Annotated in this window: 24 protein-coding genes and 5 pseudogenes; 18 read left to right on the forward strand and 11 right to left on the reverse strand. The window is 49.2% G+C overall.

Going from position 1 to position 26212, the window contains the following annotated elements; translation table 11 throughout:
* Positions 1-53: 53 nt before the first annotated feature.
* Together MN084_RS18725 and hemC are read right to left on the reverse strand one after the other, a co-directional pair.
* A complete protein-coding gene (locus tag MN084_RS18725; protein WP_241085412.1) occupies positions 54-842 on the reverse strand; it encodes a uroporphyrinogen-III synthase in 789 nt (262 codons plus the stop codon).
* Complete coding sequence (gene hemC / locus MN084_RS18730) at positions 843-1784, reverse strand: hydroxymethylbilane synthase (RefSeq protein ID WP_241085411.1); 942 nt, start codon at positions 1782-1784, stop codon at positions 843-845. It lies immediately after the preceding gene.
* Between the two features lie 374 nt (positions 1785-2158).
* Here hemC and MN084_RS18735 point away from each other — a divergent pair, with 374 nt between their 5' ends.
* Together MN084_RS18735 and MN084_RS18740 are read left to right on the forward strand one after the other, a co-directional pair.
* On the forward strand, positions 2159-2452 hold the full coding sequence (locus MN084_RS18735) for a hypothetical protein (protein WP_330178242.1): 294 nt from the start codon (positions 2159-2161) through the stop codon (positions 2450-2452).
* Between the two features lie 33 nt (positions 2453-2485).
* Positions 2486-2743 (forward strand): hypothetical protein, encoded by a 258-nt coding sequence (locus MN084_RS18740; RefSeq protein WP_241085409.1) that lies wholly within the window; start codon positions 2486-2488, stop codon positions 2741-2743.
* 343 nt (positions 2744-3086) lie between these two features.
* Here MN084_RS18740 and modC read toward each other — a convergent pair whose 3' ends face one another.
* From modC to argH, 6 genes are all read right to left on the reverse strand, one after another.
* Positions 3087-4154, reverse strand: a complete 1068-nt coding sequence (gene modC / locus MN084_RS18745) for a molybdenum ABC transporter ATP-binding protein (RefSeq protein ID WP_241085408.1) — start codon at positions 4152-4154, stop codon at positions 3087-3089.
* The gene (gene modB / locus MN084_RS18750; RefSeq protein ID WP_241085407.1) at positions 4151-4831 is read right to left on the reverse strand and encodes a molybdate ABC transporter permease subunit; all 681 of its coding nucleotides are present in this window, start codon (positions 4829-4831) and stop codon (positions 4151-4153) included. Before modB ends, modC begins: the two co-directional genes overlap by 4 nt.
* Complete coding sequence (modA, locus tag MN084_RS18755) at positions 4831-5586, reverse strand: molybdate ABC transporter substrate-binding protein (protein WP_241085406.1); 756 nt, start codon at positions 5584-5586, stop codon at positions 4831-4833. The genes modB and modA overlap by 1 nt, the downstream gene beginning before the upstream one ends.
* A 305-nt stretch (positions 5587-5891) precedes the next feature.
* Positions 5892-6020, reverse strand: coding sequence for a hypothetical protein (locus MN084_RS20165; protein WP_445083989.1), 129 nt, complete (start codon positions 6018-6020; stop codon positions 5892-5894).
* A gap of 70 nt (positions 6021-6090) precedes the next feature.
* On the reverse strand, positions 6091-6309 hold the full coding sequence (locus tag MN084_RS20170) for a cytochrome c peroxidase (protein WP_445083990.1): 219 nt from the start codon (positions 6307-6309) through the stop codon (positions 6091-6093).
* Positions 6306-7685 carry an argininosuccinate lyase gene (gene argH, locus MN084_RS18760; RefSeq protein WP_241085405.1) on the reverse strand — a complete coding sequence of 460 codons (1380 nt, stop codon included), beginning with the start codon at positions 7683-7685 and terminating at the stop codon, positions 6306-6308. Before argH ends, MN084_RS20170 begins: the two co-directional genes overlap by 4 nt.
* 186 nt (positions 7686-7871) lie before the next feature.
* Between argH and MN084_RS18765 the strand changes: the two genes are divergently transcribed.
* Together MN084_RS18765 and MN084_RS18770 are read left to right on the forward strand one after the other, a co-directional pair.
* Positions 7872-8918, forward strand: a complete 1047-nt coding sequence (locus MN084_RS18765) for a sensor histidine kinase (RefSeq protein ID WP_241085404.1) — start codon at positions 7872-7874, stop codon at positions 8916-8918.
* Positions 8915-9679 carry a LytR/AlgR family response regulator transcription factor gene (locus MN084_RS18770; RefSeq protein ID WP_241085403.1) on the forward strand — a complete coding sequence of 255 codons (765 nt, stop codon included), beginning with the start codon at positions 8915-8917 and terminating at the stop codon, positions 9677-9679. The genes MN084_RS18765 and MN084_RS18770 overlap by 4 nt, the downstream gene beginning before the upstream one ends.
* Before the next feature lie 480 nt (positions 9680-10159).
* Here MN084_RS18770 and MN084_RS18775 read toward each other — a convergent pair.
* A pseudogene (locus MN084_RS18775) lies at positions 10160-10548 on the reverse strand (transposase); the annotation flags it as partial.
* 642 nt (positions 10549-11190) lie between these two features.
* On the opposite strand from MN084_RS18775, the pseudogene MN084_RS20175 reads away from it, so the two are divergent.
* Together MN084_RS20175 and MN084_RS18785 are read left to right on the forward strand one after the other, a co-directional pair.
* Positions 11191-11304: pseudogene (locus tag MN084_RS20175) on the forward strand (IS5/IS1182 family transposase); the annotation flags it as partial.
* A gap of 29 nt (positions 11305-11333) precedes the next feature.
* Entirely contained in the window at positions 11334-12707 is a 1374-nt protein-coding gene (locus MN084_RS18785; RefSeq protein ID WP_277400100.1) for a surface carbohydrate biosynthesis protein, read from the forward strand.
* A gap of 162 nt (positions 12708-12869) precedes the next feature.
* Here the strand turns inward: MN084_RS18785 and MN084_RS18790 are convergent.
* Both MN084_RS18790 and MN084_RS20180 read right to left on the reverse strand, forming a co-directional pair.
* Positions 12870-14037 (reverse strand): annotated as a pseudogene (locus MN084_RS18790) (IS256 family transposase).
* Between the two features lie 93 nt (positions 14038-14130).
* Positions 14131-14310: a hypothetical protein gene (locus tag MN084_RS20180; protein WP_445083866.1), complete on the reverse strand. Its 180-nt coding sequence runs from the start codon at positions 14308-14310 to the stop codon at positions 14131-14133.
* 24 nt (positions 14311-14334) lie between these two features.
* On the opposite strand from MN084_RS20180, the gene MN084_RS20185 reads away from it, so the two are divergent.
* The 12 genes and pseudogenes from MN084_RS20185 to hemB all read left to right on the forward strand — a co-directional run bounded on the left by MN084_RS20185 (position 14335) and on the right by hemB (position 26202).
* Positions 14335-14592, forward strand: a complete 258-nt coding sequence (locus MN084_RS20185) for a hypothetical protein (protein ID WP_445083867.1) — start codon at positions 14335-14337, stop codon at positions 14590-14592.
* A 35-nt stretch (positions 14593-14627) separates the two neighbouring features.
* Positions 14628-15413, forward strand: a complete 786-nt coding sequence (locus tag MN084_RS18800; protein WP_241086036.1) for a ParA family protein — start codon at positions 14628-14630, stop codon at positions 15411-15413.
* A gap of 42 nt (positions 15414-15455) precedes the next feature.
* Positions 15456-16340 (forward strand): ParB/RepB/Spo0J family partition protein, encoded by an 885-nt coding sequence (locus MN084_RS18805; protein WP_241085400.1) that lies wholly within the window; start codon positions 15456-15458, stop codon positions 16338-16340.
* 786 nt (positions 16341-17126) lie between these two features.
* Positions 17127-20129: pseudogene (locus MN084_RS18810) on the forward strand (Tn3 family transposase).
* A 76-nt stretch (positions 20130-20205) separates the two neighbouring features.
* Entirely contained in the window at positions 20206-20583 is a 378-nt protein-coding gene (locus MN084_RS18815) for a hypothetical protein (protein WP_241085398.1), read from the forward strand.
* 32 nt (positions 20584-20615) lie between these two features.
* Positions 20616-21359 carry a beta-ketoacyl synthase chain length factor gene (locus tag MN084_RS18820; RefSeq protein WP_277400220.1) on the forward strand — a complete coding sequence of 248 codons (744 nt, stop codon included), beginning with the start codon at positions 20616-20618 and terminating at the stop codon, positions 21357-21359.
* The gene (locus tag MN084_RS18825) at positions 21356-21790 is read left to right on the forward strand and encodes a phosphotransferase (protein WP_241085396.1); all 435 of its coding nucleotides are present in this window, start codon (positions 21356-21358) and stop codon (positions 21788-21790) included. Before MN084_RS18820 ends, MN084_RS18825 begins: the two co-directional genes overlap by 4 nt.
* Positions 21791-21794: 4 nt before the next feature.
* Positions 21795-22530, forward strand: a pseudogene (gene fabG / locus MN084_RS18830) (3-oxoacyl-ACP reductase FabG).
* Positions 22531-22774: 244 nt separating this feature from the next.
* Positions 22775-23143, forward strand: coding sequence for a hypothetical protein (locus MN084_RS18835; protein WP_241085395.1), 369 nt, complete (start codon positions 22775-22777; stop codon positions 23141-23143).
* Positions 23144-23500: 357 nt separating this feature from the next.
* A complete protein-coding gene (gene purE / locus MN084_RS18840; protein ID WP_241085394.1) occupies positions 23501-24007 on the forward strand; it encodes a 5-(carboxyamino)imidazole ribonucleotide mutase in 507 nt (168 codons plus the stop codon).
* A 4-nt stretch (positions 24008-24011) separates the two neighbouring features.
* On the forward strand, positions 24012-24575 hold the full coding sequence (locus tag MN084_RS18845; RefSeq protein ID WP_241085393.1) for a Sua5/YciO/YrdC/YwlC family protein: 564 nt from the start codon (positions 24012-24014) through the stop codon (positions 24573-24575).
* 613 nt (positions 24576-25188) lie between these two features.
* Positions 25189-26202: a porphobilinogen synthase gene (gene hemB, locus MN084_RS18850; protein ID WP_241086035.1), complete on the forward strand. Its 1014-nt coding sequence runs from the start codon at positions 25189-25191 to the stop codon at positions 26200-26202.
* Positions 26203-26212 lie beyond the last annotated feature (10 nt).

Genomic DNA, 26212 nt, shown 5'->3' on the forward strand with positions numbered 1-26212 from the left:
AGGCGGGGGAAACAGTACCGCTTGGGTTCATTCCAGTCTGCTTGAAAACTTCGCTATTTTTGAGTTACCGACCAGGCGCAAAGTGCATTGACCAGAGAGTGTTCATCCGCCCCCTCGGCCAAAATCACATCACGGCAACCCAGTGCCTTGGCATGCTTTACCATGCGCTCGCTGACAACCACCAATGGGTTCGCCTGAAGCCATGGCGACCCGCTTGTGCCCAACAGGGAGAAGAGGTTGTCCAGCAGATCATTACTAGTGACCGTGGCAATACCCACTTCCGCCTGCCAATCCCCGGGTAAGCTAACACTGGCAACCCCAGGGCGCTTGCGCCGGTAGACCTCGACATAATCCACCAGCGCCCCGCGCTGTTGCAACGTCTCCCCCAACAGAGCCCGGCCGCCATTACCACGAAAAATCAGCACCCGTTTGCCTGTAACATCGTTCATTGCCGGTGTTGCCAGTAACGACTCACTGTCGAATCTATCAACCGGCACTATATCGACTGGATAGCCGAATTCTGACAACATCTTTGCTGTGCGCCTGCCCACTGCAGCCAGTATCAAATTCTCCGGTAATCCACCGGCCGGAAGTAATTTTAAGCCCCATTGCGCCGCATTGGGACTGATGAAAATGGCAATATCACATTCGGGAAGAGTGGCAAGCAGCTGATTCACCCGCCCGGAGTTGGCGGGTCCGTTAATTTCAACCGCTGGCAAGCGAACGGGAACACCACCCAGACTGGCAATCGTCTCACACAGCAGCTCAGCTTGATGCTCAGCTCGGGTCACCAGTACGCCGATACCGGTCAGATCACAATCACGCGGCTGATTCGGCACCATCTACTCTGGCGCGTTTTCGCCTTCGTAGAGATACTTCAGCACCTGGTCCGCCCCCTGTCCCAGCAAATTTTTCGCCAGATAGACACCCAGGGTCTCAGCTTCATTTGCCGGAGCACTGAGCTCTGCACGGATAATCAAGCTACCATCGGGCTCACCCACCAGGGCGCGCATGTAGAGCTTGTCATTATTCAAAACTGCATAGCCAGCGATGGGGACCTGGCAACCACCCATGAGCCGGTTATTCATCGCCCGTTCGGCTTGAACACAGAGTGCGGTTTCATTATCGTGCAGACATGCGATCAGCCCGTTGATCCGCTCATCTTCAATCCGGCACTCAATGCCTATGGCCCCCTGACCGATAGCCGGCAGACTCTCTTCAGGCTCAAGAAATGCCGTAATACGATGTTCGAACTCCAGTCGCTTCAGCCCAGCAGCAGCAAGAATGATGGCATCGAAATCACCCTCATCCAATTTGCGCAGGCGGGTATTCACATTGCCTCGTAGCGATTTGATTTTCAAATCAGGTCGACGATCACTGATCTGACACTGACGGCGCAGGCTGGAGGTGCCCACAACGGCACCTTCCGGCAGCTCATCAAATGATGTGTATAGATTGGAGACGAATGCATCCCGGGGGTCTTCACGTTCCATGATCACCGCCAGATGCAACCCTTCAGGCAGCTCCACTGGCACATCTTTCATCGAATGCACAGCGATATCGGCAATGCCTTCAAGCATCCTCTGCTCAAGCTCCTTTACAAACAGCCCCTTGCCGCCGATCTTGGCAAGCGGAGTATCCAGGATCTTGTCGCCCTGGGTACTCATTCCCACCAGCTCGACCTCCAGGTCAGGATGGGCCTGACGCAGTAGGCGGGAGACATGCTCGGCCTGCCACATGGCAAGGGGGGATTTTCGGGTGGCGATACGAAGGGTCTGTGACATGGAACAAGATCTCTGCTGAAAAAAATGGAATGCTATAGCCTTGGTTACCGAGAGGCAAGATTACACCTTGAATTAATCTAGAAACATACTTTTTTGTTTTTCTAGTAGGCTTTGTTGTGGTTTATCACAATTTCAATCTGGAGATTCTTGGGTGACATATTCAAACAAGATCAAGCTGCTAAAATTCAGATGGACGTTTAGCTTTGCCGCTAAAAAAATTTGGCTTCACCGCCTGAGCACTTCTAAATCATTAATAAGAACAGGGTAGTATGCGCAGAAAAACCGGTAATCCGTTGGCATCATACGTAAAGTTTTCATGTCAGACTTTGCTGCCGTCTATGAAAAGAAAACAGGCATCACCATCGGCATAGAAGGTGGTGGCGCTACAAAATGAAGTTCGCTCAATTGCATCAAAACAAGCGGATATCGGAGGTGCCTGCTGTTACCTGCTTGATGGCAGCCTTAAAAAGGTCAACTCAAGGATGATACCCGTGGCTTGGGATGCCTTGGTAGTTATTGTCCGCAAGGACAATACCATTGATTCCATCTTTCTGGATCAACTGAAACGCCTTTATCTAGGAAAGATACAAAACTGGTTGGAACTGGGGGAAGAGCCAGCTCATCGACCTGCTGATCAGAGAAGGCAATATTTCAGACGTCGGATGTAGTTTACGCAAACTACTATTTTGAAGATTATGATCTTGAATTCAAAAGTCAAAATCTACAAATCATCCGGTCCTCTGGAGAAAGCTACAAAGGTCAACTCAAGGGCCATCGCCGTAACCGGCGTTGCCAGCGCCCACAAGCCACAAGCGGGGTTTCAAAAACTGAACTGGAAGGTAGAGATCCCTCCTTTGAAAACATCAGACAGGGCAAATATTTTCTTTATCGCCCACTGTTCTTGGTATTTAACTACACATCAGAAAACAATAAAGAAGCAGATCGGTTTATCCAGTTAGCCGCTGGGAGCGGAAGGCCGGAAGATCATCTGAAAAAACATGTCGTCTCCTATTTCGATGGCATGTTGCTGATCCAGATAAGACTGATGGAGTGGGATGATTTTCGAGCAAAGGCGCTTTCAAAAGCCGAAAGCAGTCAATAAATAATTTGGGGAAATACCAATGAGTATTACGAGAAGGAACAGACTAACAGGCATTTTCTTGCTCGGTCTACCCCGTTGTGATTGTCCAGGTTTTACGCCCAGCAGCAGCTCAATCTCTGCTTTGAAACGTTCATTACCCCAAGGGCAAATAGAGCTTAGGTGATCCTTTTTATCTCCTCACCACTTTCACTAGACCGGCTTCATGAGAGCAAGGCTACACTCTTGACCTGGACATAGACCGGCGTCCCCTGCTTCAAATTGAGCAAGGTGGCAGATTTTAGTGTGATACGGGAGAGCATGGGTACGCCTCCCACGGTTAATCGCACCATCACCTGTGCTTTCCCTTCAGGCGTAACTTGCTCCACTGTTGCCGGAAAGATATTCAGGATACTGGTGCCAGATTGGTGCTCCAGAGTCAGGCTGACATCACGGGCAGCCACCCGCAGTCTGACCGGGTGATGTATCGGAAATTCCCTGCGGGAGACAGTAAAACGCCCTCCGGGAAAATCGACATAGGTTAGGTTGAACCTATCGTCGTGGCCTGCAACATCGGCCTCGATAAGTGCTGCTGCCTCATCGCCATGGGCAAGTGGAAGGTCGAGTTGTGTCAACATCTCAGTAATTTTTCCCGAAGCCTTGACCTGGCCTGCTTCAAGTAATACTAGGTGATCCGCCAGACGTGCTACCTCATCCGGAGAGTGGCTTACATAGATGATTGGAATATCCAGCTCATCATGCAGCGACTCAAGATAGGGCATGATCTCCTGTTTGCGCGCCAGATCCAGCGCTGCCAGCGGTTCGTCCATCAGCAGGATTTCCGGGTTTACTGCTAATGCCCTGGCGATAGACACTCGTTGCCGTTCGCCACCGGAAAGCTGATCTGTCCTGCGTTCGAGCAGTGATTCTATACCTAACAACCCAATGGCTTTTCCTATGGAGACCTTGCGTTTCGGAATTGGCACCCGCTTCACGCCGTATTCGAGGTTTTGCTTCACATTGAGATGGGCAAACAGGCTGGCTTCCTGGAAAACATATCCCAGGGGACGCTGATGGGGCGGCACAAAATACTCGCCTTCTTGCCAGAGCATTTTGCCCACCCGCAAGAAGCCATCGTGAAACGATTCTAGTCCGGCGATGGCGCGCAGCAGCGTGGTTTTCCCACAGCCTGAAGGGCCAAATATCGCGGTGACGCCTCTGGCGGGAATGACCAGGTCGACATCCAGGGTAAAATCCCGCCGGTGGATTATAAACCGGGCCTCAATGGTCATGGCTGTACCACCGAGAAACGGCGATTGAAGGCGTAGACGGCTATTAGCATCAGGAAGGAGAGCAATAATAGTCCGCCGGAGAGCCAGTGGGCTTGACCGTATTCCAACACTTCAACATGATCATAGATAGCGATCGACAGCACCTGGGTCTGGCCGGGGATGTTGCCGCCGATCATCAGCACGACGCCGAACTCTCCCACTGTGTGGGCGAATCCAAGCACGGCGGCAGTGAGAAAGCCGGAACGAACCAATGGTACGGCCACGGTGAAAAAGCGATCGAGGGGTGATGCCCGCAGGGTTGCGGCCACTTCCAGGGGGCGGCGACCAATGGCGGTGAAGGCGCTGTGCAGCGGTTGTACCACAAAGGGCATTGAGTAAAACACCGAGCCGATGACCAGACCTGTGAAGGTAAAGGCCAGTGGTTGCATGCCGAGCCACTGCATCAAACCGCCAATTGGGCCATGGGGCCCGAGGGCCACCAGCAGATAGAAGCCCAACACAGTGGGTGGCAGCACCAGTGGCAGGGCGACCACCGCTTCCAGCAGGAATTTGAAGCGCCAACGGGTGCGCGACATCCACCAGGCAAGGGGTGTTCCCAGCAGCAACAGGATCAGTGTGGTTGCCCCCGCTAGCTTAAGCGTGATGGCAAGGGCAGAGAGATCGGATTCACTCAGCATTAGGGTGTGCCATAGCCAAATCCACGAATAATATCCAATGCCTCATCGCTTTTCACGAACAACATAAAAGCCCGGGCGGTGTCACTCTCTTTTAGCAGTACCGCCTGCTGCTCGATCGGGGAGTAGAGTGCTTGAGGCACTTCCCATAAAGAGCCTTCAATAGGATGGCCGGGCCGTTTTACTTGGGAGTAGGCTACAAAACCCAGTTCGGCATTACCGCTTTTGACAAACTGGAAAGCTTGCCCGATGTTTTCTCCACGGACCATGCGGCCCCGCTGTGCATCCCACAGTCTATGGGCCTGTAATACCTCTTGGGCCGCTTTGCCGTAGGGGGCGAGTTTTGGATTGGCGATAGCCAGATGCCTAAAATCTCCATGCTCCAGCACCTTGATATTATTCTCAACAAAGCCTGCCTTGGGACTCCACAGAATGACCTTGCCGATAGCATAGGTGAACCGGCTTCCGGGCAGGGCAATACCCTCCTTATCCAGTAGTTTTGGGCGTTTGGTATCGGCGGCGAAGAAGGCGTCGAAAGGCGCGCCGTTTATGATCTGTGCATACTGTTTTCCGGTGGAACCAGAAATCAGTATGACTTTATGGCCGGTAGTCGCTTCAAAGCGTCCGGCGATGCTTTTGATCGCCTCGGTGAAGTTGCTGGCCACCGATACGCGAATCTCGTCGGCCATCATCTTTCCGGTACTTAGCATCAACAGGCATGCCATGGCTAGTGTGGAAATCAATCTTAGTGTTTTCATGTAATTTTTATTAAACAGGCGGCAAAATACACTTACCATGCAGCGTACTTTATGTATGTCGCATTGAAGTAACTTTTCACTCGTTCAGACCTCTTTTGCAAGGTTCGCATACAGGATTGTGCTCTCTTTTTCAGGTCGTTCACAGAGAGAGCGCATCGCCTCTCCGCTATGAAGCATGCTTTTCAGATTGCGACTCAGATACTCGTCAGGGTCCGGTTCCGGTGAATCAGCACTTTCGCATTTATGGATGACTCATGCAGCACGAAGCTGTACTTCATTCTGATTCGTAATGGCTGAAATCATGTTCAGTAACGCTCGCTTGCTGCACTTACAACTTGAATCCACTTGTTGAAACTTTTTTTGTACAGAGTGCTGGCATTGATGCGCTTTTCGGTTTCAACGCTATCCATATTCAGCTCTTTGGGATTATATATTGGTCCACTGGCTTGTTTGAAGAGGTTTGAAGCCCGAACGTTCCAGAACTGTTTAAATTATATCGGGCGTTCAACACAGATAGTAGGAGATTAGATATTTTCCTTCTGACCATAGGCCCTCTAAAGAGATCGGACGGCTGTCTGCACCGCCATATTTCAAATCGTGGCAACTTGCGCAAGAGGTAATACGGTCTTTGGACAGGATCGGGTCGAAAAGAAGATGTTTTCCAATGGCTGTTTTTTTGGTGCCGGCCCAGACTATAGCGCAGCACTGGCGGCCTGATATTATGCGAGGCGCGCTTTCGCACGCCTGATTGCAGCGCGTACCTGCTCAGGCGCTGTACCGCCGATGTGGCTCCGGGCTGCCACTGAGCCTTCCAGTGTCAACACACCAAAAACATCCTGTTGAATGTCGCAGGAGAAGCTTTGCAACTCTTCCAGTGGGAGATCCGACAGGTCGCACTCTTTCTCTACGCAGAGAGCCACGGCTTTACCCACGATTTCGTGGGCATCCCGGAAAGGATTGCCCTTGCGCACCAGATAATCGGCCAGATCGGTGGCGGTGGCGAAACCCTTCATTGCAGCCTGACGCATATTTTCACGGTGGCAGCTAATGGCGGGGATCATATCGGCGAACACTTTGAGCGAACCTTTAAGATTGTCCACTGTGTCGAATAGCGGCTCTTTATCTTCCTGATTATCCTTATTGTATGCCAGAGGCTGGCCTTTCATCAGCGTGAGCAGGCCCATCAGATGGCCGAAGATACGGCCGCTCTTGCCTCGCACCAGTTCCGGCACATCGGGGTTCTTCTTCTGCGGCATGATCGAGGAGCCGGTACAGAAGCTGTCTGAGAGGTTGATAAAACCAAACTGGGCAGATGACCAGATGATCAGTTCCTCCGACATACGTGACAGATGCATCATGATCAGAGCGCCGGCGGCCGTGAACTCAATAGCGAAGTCCCGGTCGCTGACCGAATCCAGCGAATTTTCCCCGGGGCGGTCGAAACTGAGCAACTCAGCCGTATAATGGCGGTCGATAGGATAGGTCGTGCCTGCCAGGGCAGCGGCACCCAATGGCATCACGTTGACCCGTTTGTTGCAATCCGCCAACCGTTCGCGGTCCCTTTCCAGCATCTCGAACCAGGCCAGCATGTGGTGGCCGAAGGTGATTGGCTGGGCCGTCTGCAGATGGGTGAATCCAGGCAGAATTGTCTCTGCTTCGCGCTCGGCAACAGTGAGGAGGGCGCGCTGTAACCGCAGAATTTCAGCCCGGATGATCTCGATTTCGTCACGCAGATAGAGACGCACATCAGTTGCCACCTGGTCGTTACGAGAGCGTCCGGTGTGCAGTTTCTTACCGGCGTCGCCAATCGCTTCGGTAAGAGCGGATTCGATATTCATGTGAACATCTTCCAGGGCCACGGACCAGTTGAATTCACCCTGTTCGATGCGCTCCTGGATGGTTTCCAGTCCCTGGATAATGGCATCCCGTTCAGCTGCTGTGAGAATGCCGGACTTCGCCAGCATGGTGGCGTGGGCAATGGAGCCCTGAATATCGTAGCGATAGAGGCGCTGGTCGAATTCCACTGAGGCTGTGAAGGCCTCTACAAAGGCATCGGTGGGTTCGTTGAAACGGCCGGACCAGAGTTTTTTGTCGCTCATCGCTGTTAATTCCTGCTTATGCCAGTGAATTGTGATTGATCATGGGTAGAGAAGTGTAAGATATTGATGGTACTAGGAGCCTGCGCAGTCCGCCATGTACTATTTCCGGCCACTTGAGGCAGTCTCTAAACACTGGAGCGGAATTGTATCAGGATTCTGATCAACATCGCCGTGGATAGGAAGATAATGGGCGAAAAACAGGGGGAGAAGGGAGGAGTATCGGGGGAGAGGCAGACATTTCTGCACAATTTCTGCGCTATTCAGATAGTATTTGCCGTCGTGATTACCGCAGAACTGCTGGCGATCACCCTGACATTGGCCTCTGTAGAATCACTGCAGCGCTTTGCCGATGTGCTAAGCCTCTACTCTCTGCTGATCCAGTGGATTGCTCTGGCTGGCAGCGGCTTGCTTTGTATTACCCGGGGTTGGCTGAACCGGTTCAGCAATACAGTTGCGGGTGTGGGTGCATGGTTGCTGTTGCAGCTTGTCACTTTGCTGGCGAGTTGGATGGCACTGCAGGTGCTGGAATCCGGCAATGGCTTTGAATTTATCCTGAAAAACCAGGGTATCAGTGCCATCGTATCCGCCTTGATTTTGCGCTATCTTTATATTCAGTACCTCTGGCGGCAGCAGGTGGTGGCCGAATCCCAGGCGCGGTTTCAGGCCCTGCAGTCAAAAATTCGCCCCCATTTTCTGTTCAACAGCATGAATACCATTGCCAGTCTGACCCGTTTCAACCCCGAACTTGCAGAAGAGGTGGTTTATGACCTCTCGGATCTGTTTCGCGCGAGTCTAGCCAATGCTGGTCGTCAATCGACGCTGGGAGATGAGTTGGAGCTTGCCAGAGGCTACCTGCGGATTGAGAAGCAGCGTCTGGATCAGCGGTTGCGTGTGGAGTGGGATCTGGAGGGGCTGCCTGAAGTGGCACCGCTACCGGCATTGATACTTCAGCCGCTGCTGGAGAATGCGGTCTATCATGGCATCGAGCCATCAGCCGGATCTGGCGTGATTCATGTCAACGGAAGATACCGGCGCAAGAAGGTGAATCTCAGCATTCGCAATACGTTACCGGGTCTCAAGACGTCCCATCGTAAGGGCAACCGGATCGCCCTGGAGAACATACGGCAACGCTTGAACGGTTTTTTTAACAACGAGGCATCGCTGATCGTAGCCGAGGTTGATGGCGAGTATCAGGTCAGTGTCGTTTTTCCCTACCCCTGGAAGGCGCAATGAAGATATTGATTGCCGATGATGAGACTTACGCCCGTTCCAGATTGCGCAGTCTGGTTGAAGAGTTGGGCCCGGCTTATCACGTGGCCGGTGAGGCGGCCAATGGAGCCGAAGCGGTATCCCGTTGTAAATTACTGGATATAGACTTGGTGCTGATGGACATCCGTATGCCGGAGATGGACGGGCTTGAGGCAGCGGCACGACTGGCCGGGCTGAAGACGCCACCAGCGGTGATTTTTGTCACTGCCTTTGAGGAGTACGCATTGGCGGCATTCGAAGAGAATGCCGTGGACTACCTGCTGAAACCGATTCGTCGCCAGCGTTTGGAAAAAGCATTGGCCAAAGCGGCCGCACTGACACGTCCCCAGCTATCGGCACTACAGCAGGAGAGCGGCCCCGGTTACATCAGCGCCACCATCCGGGGTGGGCTGGAGCGGATTCCCGTGGAAAATGTCATCTATTTTCTGGCGGACCATAAATACGTCACTGCCCGGCATACAGATGGCGAGGCGCTGCTGGAAGATTCGCTTAAAGCTCTGGAAGAGCGCTTTGGCCAGCGTTTCATACGGATACACCGCAATGCGCTGGTCGCCCGTGAGCGTCTGAAGAGTTTGCAAAAGGGATCGGATGGCCGTTGCCATGTCTGTCTAGAAGGCAGTGACGAATTGCTGGAGGTGAGCAGGCGCCATCTGGCTAGTGTCAGGCGGCTATTGAAGGAGCACTCGTATGACCCGCTACTCTGTTCTAAAGGGCCTGCACCTTGATCCCCCGCCGTAATCAAAACGGGGTTACTTCCACACCCAATGAAGTAGAACACATCGTGGCCATGAAAAAGTCCTCAAAGGCTACAAAGTAATTCTGTTATCCTAGATCGAGAGAACCTTTTTGCTTTTTGCTACAACTACCCGGAATAATAATAAAAACATTGACGTGAGTTATAAATAATGATAATTCCTGTTTTTAGGAATATTATTTCCGATCAGGCATCACTTACGATGCAATGCACTCACGCGTCGGGTGCGAAATAAAAGGAGTGATTGTAAGTAACACACAAAAAAAGGGTCGAGAATGGATTTTAAACAAATTTTGTGCTGTCTGCTGCCCCTTGTTTTCGCTTCTACTCATTATGCTGTTGCTCAAGCCGAATCAAATCCAGCAACAGCAACGCTAGGATGATCAGCATCGCCGTAATTGGGTGAGCCTGTAAAGTTTTCTGTGTAACAGCCAGGGTTAAATATATTCCGCTAAGCGTTCTCGAACTCAATCATAAATCTATTCAGTGCTGGTTCCCAATGACGGATCGGCATTGTCCACTTTTTCGATGGGGCCTCGATTGCTAGGTGGATGACCTTCTTCGCCGCTGCCTTCCAGAAAAACCAATGCCCCATCAGCAACAGCTAGCAGAGGCGGAATGCTCAGCCCCTGATTTTCCATCTGCTCAATCACCTCTAGCCAGAAGGCCTCCGATTCCCGGTAACCATCAACAACCGCAAGCACTTCCTTCCGCCCTGTCTCATCCGAGTCAACAATAACGAGCAGACACAGCCGGTCATCCATCTTGACGTTGCTGTATATCCCATCTGCCCAGACATATACGTAACGCCGTTTGCTCAGATCGTCTTGTGCGCCACTGGCTATCATCCTTCTCCCAATCCTGCTTTAACCGGCTTACCGCGCCTGCTGAGAGCCCTGTCGCCGCCATCGCCAAGCAGCGCCTCAGTGCTAGCTGCATTCCGCCTGTCGATTTAGATACAACCAGGGGATAAATTCTTCCAGCTTCTTGGTCCGCTCAGATACGGAGATACTAGGCTGCTGTTGAACTTAATGCCCTGGCTTGAACGGTCACGCGCCTTCGGTATCTTGACTGATATATCGCCGGATGGCGTATTCAGCTCAATAACACTACTATCACTCATGCGGTATATCCCTCTGTTGGTTGTTGATCCGCTAAGATCAATCAACAGGGTACACCGCTTCTCTTATTCAGCTCATACACCAGAAATGAGCAATACTTGCTGGAACCATGAAGCATGGCAAAACCCACTATGGGTACAAAAACCACATCAGCATAGATCGGAAGCACAAGGTCATTCGTAAGTATCACATCAGCAGAAGTTCACGATAGTCAGGTCTTCGAGGAACTGTTGGATGAGAACAACAGTAATGGCCGTGGATGTGCATGGTATGCCGATCAGATTCATTCTTAACGAAAGGTGCCAGAGCTGATTGCACGCAGGCTAGTATACTGATTTGATGAGCTTAGAGGCGATATCTTTTGGTTGAGAACGCGTTTCTACATCCTTAATACTGGCATGGTATTGCGACACGCTATGCAAAAAATACCCGTTCATTTATTGCCGCTGTCCAGGTTAGGTGTGCGACACTTTAGGCTAGAATTTTATGACGATACTGATTTAAATGGCTAAAATACTCATAGTGACAGATCACAAATGGCGTGATCTCCCGGGTAATACCTTCCTGAAAATGTTCCTAGAACAGAAATACGGTCACACGGTTGTGCTAGTTCGCTTGAACGAAGAGCGCTTGTTTGTACCAAGTTTCAGGCCAGATATGGTCATCTACAATAATCTTTATACGCCTGATGTAAATAAATACGCGAGGTATCTTCATGGCAAGGGAGTTAAGATTGTTATTTTGCCCACAGAAGGAATCACTTTCAGTGATGAGCAAACGCTCTTATTTAGTCATAAATATTCGGGTATTGAGTTTATTGATTCGTACATAGCGTGGAATGATCTGATTTCGGGCGCAATCAGTCACAATAACGTATTGCCAAGCGAGAGAATTGTGCGATTAGGGAGTTGCCGTTTTGACTTCTATTCCAAGATTATGGGAAGTTGTCGAAAAGGACGAAATTATTTCTATGAGCGCTATGCTATTCCGATAGAGAATCGGAATATTCTGGTCGCTACGAACTTTGCTAATGCCGAATTTTGGCCTGATTACAGTTTTCTCCAGAAAGACCTTGCACGGCAAAGAGCAAAAGGCATTAAGGCGTTTGGTAATGCGGGTAAATTGGCAAAATATGAATTTGATTACAGAGAGAAGGTATTTGAGAGTTTGAGAGTTCTTTGCAGGGAGGTAAGAGGGGTCAACATCATTATTAAGTATCATCCTTCGGAAAGAGTATCGGTTTACCACAAATTGATGTCCGATCTTAAAGACCTTAACCCCAATGTGTATTTGGTAGAAGGTGAGTATATCTGGGATGTTCTTAATGTAAGTGATGTCATTATACAGCGCTGCTCAACAGTGGCTATTGAGGCTTGGCTAATGGATAAACACACGGTTGAATTGGAGTTGATGCCATCAATAAATCACTTTCTTCAACCTAGGTATAAGGATGGTTCCGTTCGTGTAAATAATCACCAGGATCTTGTGGATATGGTGGGTAAGCTGCTTGAACATGAGCAGGATATAAGCGCCGACCTGAATGAGCAACGATCGCGTATTTTGTCTGAAATTTTAGAAAATCGACGTGGTGGTGCGACAGAGAAAATTGCGACTCATGTTGACTCATTACTACAGGAAACAAAAATACTAGGAAGCTTGCAGTATGATGGTATGAAGAGCCGCCTCAAATATTATATCCGGGTCTTGTTTGGTATGAAGGGATATACTTTTATCTCTAACTTGCGAAAAATAAAGTTTGCTGACTATTTGGGACGATATGATAAGTTCTTTACTGATAAAGATAGATTGGCTTGGGAAGCGAAGTTACGGTTGCATGTGAACGTTACGGAAAGGAAGAATCGTGGATTCGACTTGTAAGTGCAGCTCTGTTTGATGAACAGAGGGGAAGCTACGGTGGCATCAAAGCTTTCTGAGGAGCAACATGAGATACACACAGCTTACTCATGAAGACAGATACTAGGTTTCCGCGCTAGTTGAAGGAGGTTGGAGCCTGTAAAGTTTTCTGTGTAACTGCCTGGGTTAACTATATACCGCTAAGCGTTCTTCGAACTCAATCATAAATCTATTCAGTGCTGGTTTCGAATTACGGATTGGCATTGTCCACTTTTTCGATGCGGCCTGGATTGCCAGATAGATTACCTTCTTTGCCGAGTCATCGGTTGGAAACAATTTCCGCTTTTTGATCGCTTTGCGAATGACGCTGTTCAGCGGCTAATGGTGTTGTTCGTGCAGATCACTTTTCGTATGTCCTCCGGGTAGTTGAACAGCGTGTTCAGGTTCTCCCAATGGGCACTCCAGGAGCGGCTGATCCGGGGGTACTTGTTGTCCCACCGGTCAGAGAATTTATCCAGCGCCAATAAGGCTTCTTCCTCGGTGATGGACTGGTAAATCTTTTTCAAATCAGCCGTGACAGGCTTGCAGTCTTTCCAAGGCACCTACTTCATCGAGTTCCGTACCATATGCACAATACAGAACTGGATCTGGGTATTTTGGAAAGCCGTGTTGATTGCATCAGGAAAGCCCTTTAAGCCTTCGACACAGGCAATCAAAATATCCTTCACTTAGCCCCCTCATTCTCCGATAGCCACATCCCTAATAATTCCTTGTGGCCTTCCAGGTTAACGCCCAGAGCGAGGTAAATCGCTTTGTTGATCACTTTCTTGTCTTGCCTGATTTTAACGACAATGCAGTCCAGATAAATAATAGGACAAATCGCATCCAGGGGGCGAGATTGCCATTCAACAACCTGTTCGATAACTGCATCAGTGACTTTGGATATGAGTGTGGCAGAGACATCGGCCCCATACATCTCCTTGAATGTCGTGACGATTTCGCGGGTTGTCATACCTTGGGCATACAAGAAGAGGATCTTGTCATCCATTGAGGTAAATCGACGCTGGTGCTTCTTAACTAGCTGAGGTTCAAAGCTGCCCGCTCTATCTCGCGGGGTATCCAGTTCAAACTGGCCATCTTCCGTTTGCAAGGTCTTGCTGGTAGTGCCGTTGCGGCTATTACTCGCTTCGGATTGTTGATGCTTGGCAAAGCCAAGATGATCAGCCAGTTCAGCATTGAGTGCTGCCTCGAACGTGATCCTGGTCAGCATTTGCCGAAACTCGTTGAGATCTTCTTCAGTTTTGATGTTTTTAGCGGCCGCCTGGGCTATCGCCTGGAGCTCTTTCTTGTCGATCATCTGCCTATCCTCTCCCTTGTCTGGGTTTAATGACAGGCAGTTACACAGAATTCAGGATAGTCTCGGAAGTTGAGGTTATTGTGGAAATCTCTAAAAACCCGACAAAGACCATATAGTCTCTAGCAAATCTGGGGAGTCCGTTATCTTCACGCCGGCCCTGACTTGCTTAATGTTACGCACCGGTCGATTGGCCTGCTGGGCAAACACGTGCTCAACTCGAGCCCGAACTCTTGATTGTTTTCGGTTTGCCTCTTGCTCCCGTTCATTCAAGGGGCGTTTGCGTATCGACTTGCGATGAATCTGACTGCGGTAAAGCGGCTTCCCATTCTACACGGCGGTAAGCAGGATCAGGCCAACTACTGTGGTTTCTTTGAGTCGGCCGCGGAGGTGGAAACCGCTTCAGAGGCATCTGCTGATGAATTGCTTAATGCCGCTGATGATCTGTTCAAATTGCAGAAGGTGTTCGTCAACCTACGCCGCTTTCTGATATTCTCTTCACCTCTTTACCTCTTGTCACTCTGTTTCACCCCCTGTGGGGTGTCCGTCAGGTGACCGCATCAGTGATGACAAACAGTGGAATCTCTCCCATGGGTCGAATTATCTGTGTGGCAAATCAGAAAGGTGGTGTCGGCAAGACAACCACCGCAGTCAATCTGGTTGCTTCACTCGCCTCTCTCAGGCGAAAGGTGTTGCTGGTAGATATTGATCCCCAGGGTAATGCCACCATGGGTGTGGGTGTCGATAAACACAATCTGGAGAATTCCAGTTGTGAAGTGTTGATGGGTGATATTCAGCTGATCGATGCTATCGTCTCGTCCCCCGAGGCCGGTTTCGATGTATTGCCTGCTAACTCCGATCTTACTGCGGCAGAAGTGGGGTTGATGAATGCCACGCTGAAGGAAAAGCGCCTGAGTCTGGCTTTAGCCGGTGCCAAGGAGCGGTATGAATTCATTGTGATCGACTGCCCGCCATCACTGAATATGCTGACGGTCAACGCGCTGGTGGCGGCAGATAGTGTTTTGATCCCCCTGCAGTGTGAGTATTATGCTTTGGAAGGACTCTCCGCATTGCTCAGTACTATCAAACAGATACGGCTGAGCCGCAATGAGAAATTGGGGATTGAAGGTATCCTCCGTACCATGCACGATCCGCGGAACAACCTCGCCAACGAGGTCTCTGCTCAGCTTATTCATCACTTTAATGATCAGGTTTTTCGCACCATTATCCCGCGGAATGTACGACTGGCGGAAGCGCCAAGCCATGGCTTGCCGATTTTGTTGTATGATAAATCCTCTCGTGGGTCGACCTCTTACATGGCGCTGGCCGGTGAGTTTCTGCGGCGGGATGAGAAGAGAGAGCAAACCGCTATGTAGCATCCAGTGCCCGTAACTGGGCAGCGAATTCGGAAAAAGACAATGGCAACAAAGAAACGTGGCCTTGGGAGAGGCTTGGACGCCCTTTTGGGTGGTGCCTCCAAAGCGGAGGAAGAGCAATCGGCGATAGCTGGAGGGCGAGAGGGTCGCCTCTCAAATCTACCGGTAGATCTGATTCAACGTGGGCGGTTTCAGCCGCGCCGTGACTTCAATCCTGACAGTTTACAGGAGTTGGCTGACTCTATTGCAGCCCAAGGTGTAGTACAGCCTATTGTAGTGCGCCCCATCCCAGAGGGCCGATACGAGATTATAGCCGGCGAGCGTCGCTGGCGGGCCAGTCAACAGGCGGGCCTGAGCAATATTCCAGTGGTTATTCGGGATGTGAGAGATCAGGTGGCCATGGCGATGGGTCTGATTGAGAATATTCAGCGCGATGACCTTAACCCCCTTGAGGAGGCGGGAGCCTTTCATCGGTTGCTTAATGAGTTTGAGCTGACTCATCAGCAGATTGCCAAGGCGGTGGGTAAATCCCGCACTACTGTGACCAATCTACTGCGATTGCTCGACCTTAATGCGGACGTAAAGAAATTCATCGAGGAGCGAATGCTCGATATGGGTCATGCCCGTGCTTTGCTGGGTCTGAGTGATCAAGTACAGAGCGACGCTGCACGTCAGGTTGTGAACCGGGGACTCTCCGTAAGGGAGACGGAAAAATTTGTACGACGCCTTCAGGGCGTGGGACCGGAAAAAGCAGAAACCAAGTCGATGGCTAAAGATGATCCCAATGTACGTAAACTTGAGAGCAACTTGACAGAAAAGTTGGGTGCCAGGGTGAAAATACAGCAGGGTGCTGCTGGTAAAGGCAAGCTTGTTATCAGCTACAATAGCTCGGATGAACTGGAAGGAATCCTCGAGCATATTGAGTAGCCCTGAATCTGTCGGTATCGCCTTCTCTGCCTATGAATGCAATACCTTGAGAAATAGTGGTTTTCCGGCACTACTGTTCGATAAAAATGCTGTGGGCTGATTCTAAGATGATGTTCTCTGTATAGAACTTGGCATTTTATGGGTGCTATTGAATTGAACAGGATAAACTATTCTGGCACATGCTGTGCGCTTCGATTTTTTGGAATCAAGCATGTATGCGGGCCAGCTTATTTTTCCCCGGGTGATCGACCACCTGGGGTCGTATTGGGAGACACCCTCTACGAGACACAAGGCAACCGGCGTTATCCCAAGTAGCACAGCATTCGTTTTGCGGACAAACCATTAGGTCGGCCAAAGAAAATCACCGAAGCAAACCGGGAAGAACTGAAGCGTTTGAAGGTACAGCAACATAAGGAGTGCCTGCAGCGCATTCCGGTGGAAAGCAAATTCGGTCAGGGAAAGAACGGTTATTGATTAAACAACATCCGGGCGAGGCGTGCTGACATCTCCACTGCCTGGATCGACAGTATCTTCCTGGTGATGATACCTGCTGGTCCTGTTAGGGATCTTTATTTGCACTTTGTAAGAAGCAGGTTACAGTCGTTCTATTGTCGGGTGGATTTAACTCCAAAGTGCATCACCTGGATGGGGTTCTGGGGACATTCCGTCCTAAAGTGACACTTATCGCTACAGCCCACGCCTCATAAGGCTTCTAGAGGTGCCTTAATTTTCAAAATCACTGCAATATCCCAATTATAGTAATATTCCGGCTTTTACGAGAAGCCTATGCCTTATAAAGAATGCCTGACCGTACTCCACGAAGCAGAAATTAACGATTTATATGGCGTTCCCAGCCTGTCACTGGAAGAAAAACGTATCAGTTTTACTCTGAATGATCTGGAGCAGGACGTTATTAAATCCATCAGGGATCGCAATCATAAATGCTATGCTATTGCTCTGCTGGGTTACTTTAAGATCAAGCCCATTCAGCTCAATCCGGCCTACAAGGAATTGAAAGCAGATCTCACCTTTATTGCTGAAGAATATTTCCCTAAATTTAAAGTCCCTCGCTTCAGTGTTAGCAATAAGCAGAAAACACGTATCTACGACAAGATTATAAACCTTCAGGGATTCAAAACATGGTGTGTGGAACAACATCAGGAACCTCTCATTACCTATTTGCAACAGGTTGCTAAATCCTGGATTGAGCCGCGCTTTTTATTTGATGCCTGCACCGAATACTTAGCTCTAAATCATACAGGAATCCCTAAATATACCGTGCTTCAGCGAATTATCAGTCAGGTAATCAAACAGGAACGTAAGCGACTTTCTGATCTATTAAAGACAACCATATCAGATGAATTAGCTACTAACTTGGCTGAGTTAGTTGATGGAAAAGGTATGCTAACCGTTAAAGAACTTAAGCAGGCGGCGAAAAGTTTTAATGCTCCAGAATTGGAGAAAGAGTTGAACGTCAACAAGTTGATTCAGCCCTGGATGGATGAAGTTAATCAAGTGGCCTCTGCTCTATCACTATCGCAACAAAACCGACTGCACTATGCGGCGATGGTTGATTACTACTCTATAACCAAGCTTAAACGCTTCGACCGTGTCACGCAGCAGCTTTATTTACTTTGTTATCTTCAGGAGCGGGTACAAATCAATATTGAACGTTTGGCTTATGGGTTTATTTATCATGTCCGAAAGTTACGTGAAAAAGCTAAAGCGTATGCCAAGGAAATGGCCTATAAAGATTGGGATGGCGCGGTAGTAAATATTAGCAAAGCCGCTGAATTATTATACTTTTTTATTGACGACACCATTGATGACCATGTGTCATTTAGACAAATAAAACAACGGGTACAAGGCTTGCTTGGAGCACGGGAAATAGAATCACTGTGCTTATATCTGAAGAAATAAAAACGCACGAAAAATGATTACATCTGGGAATTTTATGATAAGCAGCGTGAACTGATTCAGCACTTAATACGCCCCATTTTTTTATGCCTGACCTTTGAAGGATCAGACAATACACAGGCTTTATCTGCACAATTAAATAGAATGAAAAAAGAGTTGTTAGGTGCTGGTGAATTAGCATCGTCAGATCGAGGATTGATTCCAGCCAAACACCAATTGTATGTTATCAATATTGATAACAACGTACTCTCTGAGCGTTACGAGTTGATGCTGTATTTAGCAGCTCAAAATAATCTTGGTGGGAAACTCTTTATACCAACGGCTATCAAATATCGTGCATTACACGATGACCTTGTTGGAGATATCCCCTGGGCACAGAAAGACAAGCTACTTAAAGGTTCCATGCTAGATAGCATGAATACAGAGCCTGCCCAGCGGGTTAAATCGATGGAGAAAAAGATGAACGATAAGCTGCAACGGGTTGGCCAGCGCATTGATGAGGGCGACAATCGAAATGTGGTATTGCGTAATCGCTCAGGAAAAACTCAATGGAGGTTGCCGTATTCAGGCACAAAATCGGCTTTAAACAATCCCTTTTTCGATCGTATGAAACCGATTAACATTGCCGATGTATTACGCTTCGTTTATCAGAAAACAGGATTTTTAAAGCACTTTGAGCATGTTCGCCAGGTACAGTCCGGACAGAGTGATCATTTGAATGATTTACTGGCGGCTCTCATTGGCAATGGAACCTATTATGGCCTACACGGCATGGCCAGCATCTCTGATAGATCATATGATCATCTACGCACAGTACAGGCCAATTATTTGCGACCTGAAACGCTAAACTTCGGCAATGATGCAATTAACGATGCGACAGCGAAATTATCAATCTTCAAGCATTACAATATCCAAAAAGGACTCATTCATGCCAGTGCTGACAGGCAAAAATTCGAATCACGGTTAGAGACTTTTAAAACTCGCTATTCATCTAAATATTTTGGCACGAATAAAGGACTAACATCGATGAACTTGATTGCCAATCATGTAGCCTTGAATGCCCAGATTATTGGTTCCAATGAACATGAATCTCATTTTATTTTGGATCTGCTTCATAACAATACCTCGGAGATTAAGCCGGATATTTTGTCAACGGATACGCACGGCGTTAATCATGTTAACTTTGCTTTGCTGGACCTGTTTGGCTATATCTTTGCGCCGCGCTATGCTCAGTTTGGAACCGTGATATCAGATCTTTTTGATGTAAATGAGGGAGAAGACAATAAGGCAACGCTCTCATTAAAAAAGCCTATTAATACAAAATTAATTATCGATGAGTGGGATACGATACAGCGCATTATTATATCACTACAGCAGAAGACGATAACGCAGGCGACCCTTGTTAGAAAGCTTTCTGGCTATAGTCAAAACCACCCCTTGCTGAAAGCTTTAACTGAATATAATCGTATGCTCAAGGCCATGTACTTACTGGACTATATTGATGATGCCAGTTTAAGAACTTATGTACAGCGAGCCTTGAATCGTGGGGAAGCTTATCATCAATTACGGCGTGCTATTGCACATGTGAATGGCAATCGTTTCCAGGGAAAATCAGACGATGAGATTGTCTTGTGGAATGAATGCGCGAGGCTATTAACCAACGCCATTATCTATTTTAATTCGCTGATACTGACGCGATTACTTGAGCATTTTGAGGGGGAAAGTGACGATAAGAAGTTGGAAATTATTAAGCAAGTTTCGCCAGTGGCTTGGCATAACATCAATTTGAACGGAACTTACAGCTTTAGCTTTGAACAAAACCTACTAGATTTGGATGAAATTATGCAATCCATCGTGCAAAATGAAAATTAAGCCACCTCTGTAGGCCTTGTGGGGTATGGGCTGTAGAGATAAGTGTCACTTTAGGACGGAATGTCCCCAGAACCCCATGAACGGGGCACTCGCCAGTTCCAGACTTTGCGAATCAGATATTGATTATGTGAACCTGCATGGCACTGCTACACCGATGAACGATATTTCAGAAGATCAAGGACTGATGAAGGTTTTTACCAGTCGCCCAACCTGTTCGTCCACTAAAGGCTTTACCGGTCATACACTGGGTGCGGCAGGTATTGTTGATGCAGTGTTGAGCTGTATTGCAATAACTGATCATTATGTACCCCCAAATCTGAATACACATGACCTGGATGAACGGATTCAGGCGAATATTCTGCTGCAAGGTAAAGAACAAAAGCTTGAATATGTAATGAGTAATTCATTTGGCTTTGGCGGAAGTAATGCCAGTCTGATATTCGGAGCGGCATAATGAAGGTGCATGTAGCAGGCGTTGGATTGGTGATGCCTGGAGTAGAGAGTTGGCAACAGGCAAAACAGGTATTTAGCCATCCGGATGGCTACGATGTATCTGCCCCATTGCCTCCCATAGCAAAAACCAACTTATTGTCAGCCAACGAGCGTCGGCGTACCACGCGCCTGATTCAGATGGCTTTGCATTGTGGCCAGGATGCAGTGCAAGGCTGGCAGGGTAAACCAGCGACCGTGTTTGCGTTGTCCTGTGGTGATCTGGGTACTGTGGATAAAATTTTGCAAGCACTCACCTTGCCAGGGCATCCTATTTCATCCACACAGTTTCATAATTCCGTCCATAATGCATCTGCGGGTTATTGGTCCATCCTGACCGGTTCAAACTCGCCTTCCACCAGTATTTCTGCTTGGGATGCAAGTTTCAGTGCGGGATTACTTGAAGCGGCTACCCAGGTGATGACCGATCATCAGCAGGTACTTTTGGTGGCTTGTGATTATCCACCACCCGCGAGGCTGACCAAAAAACGCCAGATCAAAGCGCCATTTTCAGTAGCCCTGTTGTTGATGAGGGAAGGCCCTGGGCCATCACTCACAATAGCGCTCAACCCGTCTGGCAAAGAAAACAAATTAACTGATTTACCTTTGGAATCGTTACGGCTAGCTAACCCTGCTGCTCGCTCACTACCTCTGATGCAATTGCTGGCTAGCAGGGAGCATGGTGAAGTAAACCTCTCTTATTTAAATAATCAGCTATTGAATATCCTGGTAAGACCATGATCCAGCGAGATGAATTGTGTTCTCTGATCCCGCATTCGGGTGGTATGTGCCTTCTGGATAAAGTGCTGCATTGGGACCCTACAATTATTCAGTGCAGCAGCGAAACCCATCTCTTGTCACAGAACCCGCTATGCATCCATCATCAGCTGGCAGCAGTGCATGCCATTGAGTATGGCGCACAGGCCATGGCTGTACATGGTGGTCTGTTAGCCCGTAAGCATGGCACCCATCCAGTGAAGGGTTTTGTCGCAGCCCTGAAGGATGTCAATCTATATGCTGATTATCTGCATGATAAGCCAGATCCATTGCAGATAAATGCAAAGGCCCTGTTATTGAATTCAGATGCTATGATCTACCGGTTTCGAATAACTAGCGGCGGCATATCAATTGCTGATGGCCAGATAACGGTTATGTCTGCAGCAGGGGGATAACAGCATGAAATCCGTTGCTCAGAAAAGAGCGCTTGTGACGGGTGGTAGTGGAGATATTGGATCCAGTATCTGTAAACTGCTGGCGCAGCAGAAAATGTATGTGTTGGTACATGCAGCCACCAGACCTGAACGTGCAGACTCTATAGTGGAAGAGATTGTCAGTTCAGGCGGTTCTGCAGAGAGGGTTTGCTTTGATGTTACCGATGAATCAGCCTGTCAATCGGCTATAGAAAGCATTCTGCAGGATGGGCCAGTCCAGGTGCTGGTAAGTAATGCGGGAATGCACGAAGATGCGCCCTTGGCGGGTATGAGTTTTGACCAATGGTCCAGAGTCATCGACGTGAATTTGCATGGGTTCTTTCATGTATGCCAACCCTTGCTTCTACCCATGATGAGTACACGCTGGGGAAGGGTGATTGCTCTTTCATCCATTGCAGGCCAGCTTGGAAATCGAGGGCAGGCAAATTATGCAGCAGCCAAGTCCGGCCTGCATGGCGCTATCAAATCTCTATCCATTGAACTGGCATCCAGAGGAATCACAGCTAATGTGGTAGCTCCAGGCATCATTCAGGGAGATATGACAGAGACTCTCTTCGACAACCAAAAGATTCAAGCAGTTGGTGCCGGCCCAGCGTGCTGGAACACCTGAGGAGGTTGCCGAATTAGTCGGTTTTCTGGTGTCGGAGAAAGCCGCTTATATCAGCGGCCAAATTATTGGCATCAACGGTGGGATGGGATAGATTGCCGATGTCATTGATGAATTGATCAGCGGTTCTTTAAGTTTACTTTCTATAATGTTTACAACAAAAATAGGGATTGAAAAATCCAGGCCGTCGATTCTGCATAACATATTTGGCAAATAACCTAAAAAAGAACTATATTCGTGCTCACATCACATGGTATAAAATATCGTCATGATGTGATTTATGACGTGAATCAAGGGATTAATGAAAATATCAAAAATTACTCTTCTAAGTCAGTATCTTGCTTGCAACACTGTTTTTGACGGGTTGCAAGCAAACCGCTATTCGTAACGTTGATAATGGTCCACTATTAAGCCCATCTGGTACCAGCTTGGAACAAACTACTGTTGTCATACGGCGTGCAGGGGCTAAGTTAGGATGGCAAATGAAAAGCATCGCGCCTGGCCATATTCTTGGCGTACTTCATCTGAGAAGTCATGTTGCAAAGGTTGATATTACTTTCGACACTAAAACATTCAACATTCAATATAAAGACAGTGTCAATTTAGATTACAAAACAGAAGATGGTGCCAACACTATCCACAGCAACTACAATGGTTGGATCCACCGCCTGGTAGCCGCCATCATGTCGCAGACCAGTGATTTTTAAATTTTATAACGTGCTGTCTTCACAACGAGAGCCACATTTTACTAACTGGTCTTCGTTCAGAAACAGTAAAGATGGACACAGAGTACGCAAAGGTCACATCTTAAAAAAACAAGAAAAACCTCTGCATGCTCTGCGTTCCTTTTTTAAGAGTTTCTGGGCGAACACTCGTTAACTTTTGGGTAGATTGAGCTGAGGCACGACCTAGGAGCCTGTCGGACTCAGGATGAATATACTACGAAAAATTTGGCCAAAAAGGCTTCTCCTCGTTACGATCATCTAAGCCCGATGGGCTCCTAGCCTAATATCTACAAATCAGGTATCTTTACCCACTTTCCAACCTGATACCGAGTAGTACTCATGACCACACCCTTTGTCGCAGTCTTAATGGGCTCAGATTCTGATCTGCCAATACTGCAATCCACCATGGGCGTACTGAAAGCCCTGGAAATTCCTTTTGAAGCCAAGATCACCTCCGCCCACCGCACGCCGGCAGCGACCCACACCTATGTAAAAGATGCCGATGCCAGAGGCTGTTCCGTGTTCATCTGTGCCGCCGGCCTAGCTGCTCATTTGGCGGGCGCCGTGGCAGGACTCACCCTGAAGCCGGTTATCGGCATCCCGCTGGATGCCGGACCACTGCAGGGTATGGACTCGCTGCTGTCGACTGTGCAGATGCCGGGCGGGATTCCTGTTGCTACGGTGGCCGTTGGTAAGCCGGGCGCCAAAAATGCGGGTTATCTGGCAGCACAAATCATGGCCCTGGCTGACCCCGGGTTGGCCCAACGCATCAGAAGTGAACGCGATGCCAATGCTGAAAGCGTCATCGCCAAAGATGCAAAACTCCAGGAAGACCTGAAGGGTTAAGCCAGTGAACAGCCCCCTCTCCTCTTGGAGGCTCAAAGAGGCCCGGCGCTATTTCCGTGAGGGAGGCGTCATTGCCTACCCCACGGAGGCAGTCTACGGCCTGGGCTGTGACCCGCTGAATGGCAGTGTAGTCCATCGCCTGCTGGCACTGAAACAGCGGCCTGTGGATAAAGGCTTCATTCTTATCGCCGCCGATTTCAATCAACTCAAGCCCTATATCAGCGAACTTGGCAAAGCGCAGATGGCACCGGTCTTCGCAAGCTGGCCAGGCCCACACACCTGGCTGCTACCTACCGCCCCCAATCTGCCTTATTGGCTCTGCGGGAAGCATAATACCCTGGCTGTCAGGGTGACTGACCATCCCATTGCCGCCAGCTTGTGCCTGGCCTGTGACTCCCCTCTGGTATCAACCAGCGCGAATAGGGCAAACCTGCGACCTGCCAGAAGCTCCCTGGAAGTAAAGCTGCGGATCAATGCTGTGGACTATATTATTAACGCCCCCCTGGGCAACTGCCTACAGCCCACTTCCATCAGAGATGCCCGGACCGGGCAGATTATCCGTTTCTAAAACCACCCGAATGCAGGCAAAAAAACGGACTCATCCGGGGAAAACGATAAGTCCGAAAGCGCCTATATTAAGCGTCGGAGGAGAATTGTCATGAGAGCTTGGCGCACATCACAACATTACAGCGTTACAGCGTTACAGCGTTACAGCGTTGCAAAGAGTGTTCCATTTAATCCGTCATGTCACTCAAACCACCAAACCTGCTAACATATGCCCAACGAAGTACTTTTTGAAAAGTACAGGTGGCGCACTTACAACTTGTAATCCACCTTATCATCCATTTCCACCTTGGCTAGCCTGACCGCTCCCTCATACTCATTCACCACCCGCTCCAGTACCGATGCCAGAGGGATGCAGGCAACACTAGTCGGCCCAAAAATCCACCAACCGGCTGCTCATGGGAAGCTGGCAAAACCTGAGCGCCAAAGGTCTCAACTTCCACATCAAAAATATAGGGTGACCCACTCTAGCTGCTCATACTGCTTACTCACAATGGCCAGCCATTCATCTCAAAAGGAGTTTCATGGCATAAACACACCGTAACCTGTTGGAACCTCGCAAGAGGGTGGGGTATCTTATGTCGTTGAACCCCAAGACCGGACAACCGGAGAGAGAGATGCAGAGCAAATCCGCCTTTAACAGCCGCTACCCTGCCACCCGCATGCGTCGTATGCGATTCGACGATTTTTCACGTTGCATGATGCGGGAGAACACGCTTACACCGTCAGATTTTATCTACCCGGTGTTCGTGCTGGAGGGCAAGGGTCAAAAAGAGGCTATCAGCTCCATGCCCGGCATCGAGCGTCTGAGTATCGACCTGCTGGTAGAAGAGGCAAAAGAGATTCATGCTCTTGGTATCCCGGCCATGGCACTGTTCCCGGTCACGCCACAGGAGGCGAAATCCGAAGACGCCAGAGAAGCCTACAACCCTCACGGCTTGGCTCAACGCACTGTGCGCGCCCTGAAACAGGCGGTACCGGAACTCGGCATCATAGCCGACGTCGCCCTGGACCCCTTCACCACCCACGGACAGGATGGCCTGATTGATCAATCAGGCTACGTGATGAATGATGAGACCGTAGAGGTTCTGGTCAAGCAGGCGGTCTCCCACGCCGAGGCAGGGGCCGATATCGTCGCCCCTTCAGACATGATGGATGGCCGTATCGGAGAGATACGCGAAGCCCTGGAATCCGCAGGACAGATCCACACCCGCATTCTCGCCTACTCCGCAAAATACGCCTCCAGCTTCTACGGCCCTTTCCGCGATGCCGTCGGCTCCACCGCAAACCTGGGAACAGGCAACAAATATACCTATCAGATGGACCCGGCAAACTCCGACGAGGCGCTGCGAGAGGTGGAGCTCGACCTCAATGAAGGTGCCGATATGGTGATGATCAAGCCGGGAATGCTCTATCTGGACATAGTCCACCGGGTTAAAAATACTTTCGGCGCCCCGACATTCGTTTATCAGGTCAGCGGTGAATACGCCATGCTGATGGCGGCAGCACAAAACGGTTGGCTCGATCAACGTGCTGTCGTGCTTGAATCCCTGCTCAGCATCAAACGGGCAGGCGCCGACGGCATCCTTACCTACTTTGCCAAACAGGCCGCCCGCTGGATCAATGAATAACGCGTTTCAG

The organism is Candidatus Vondammii sp. HM_W22, from assembly GCF_022530855.2.
Lineage (GTDB): Bacteria > Pseudomonadota > Gammaproteobacteria > Chromatiales > Chromatiaceae > Vondammii.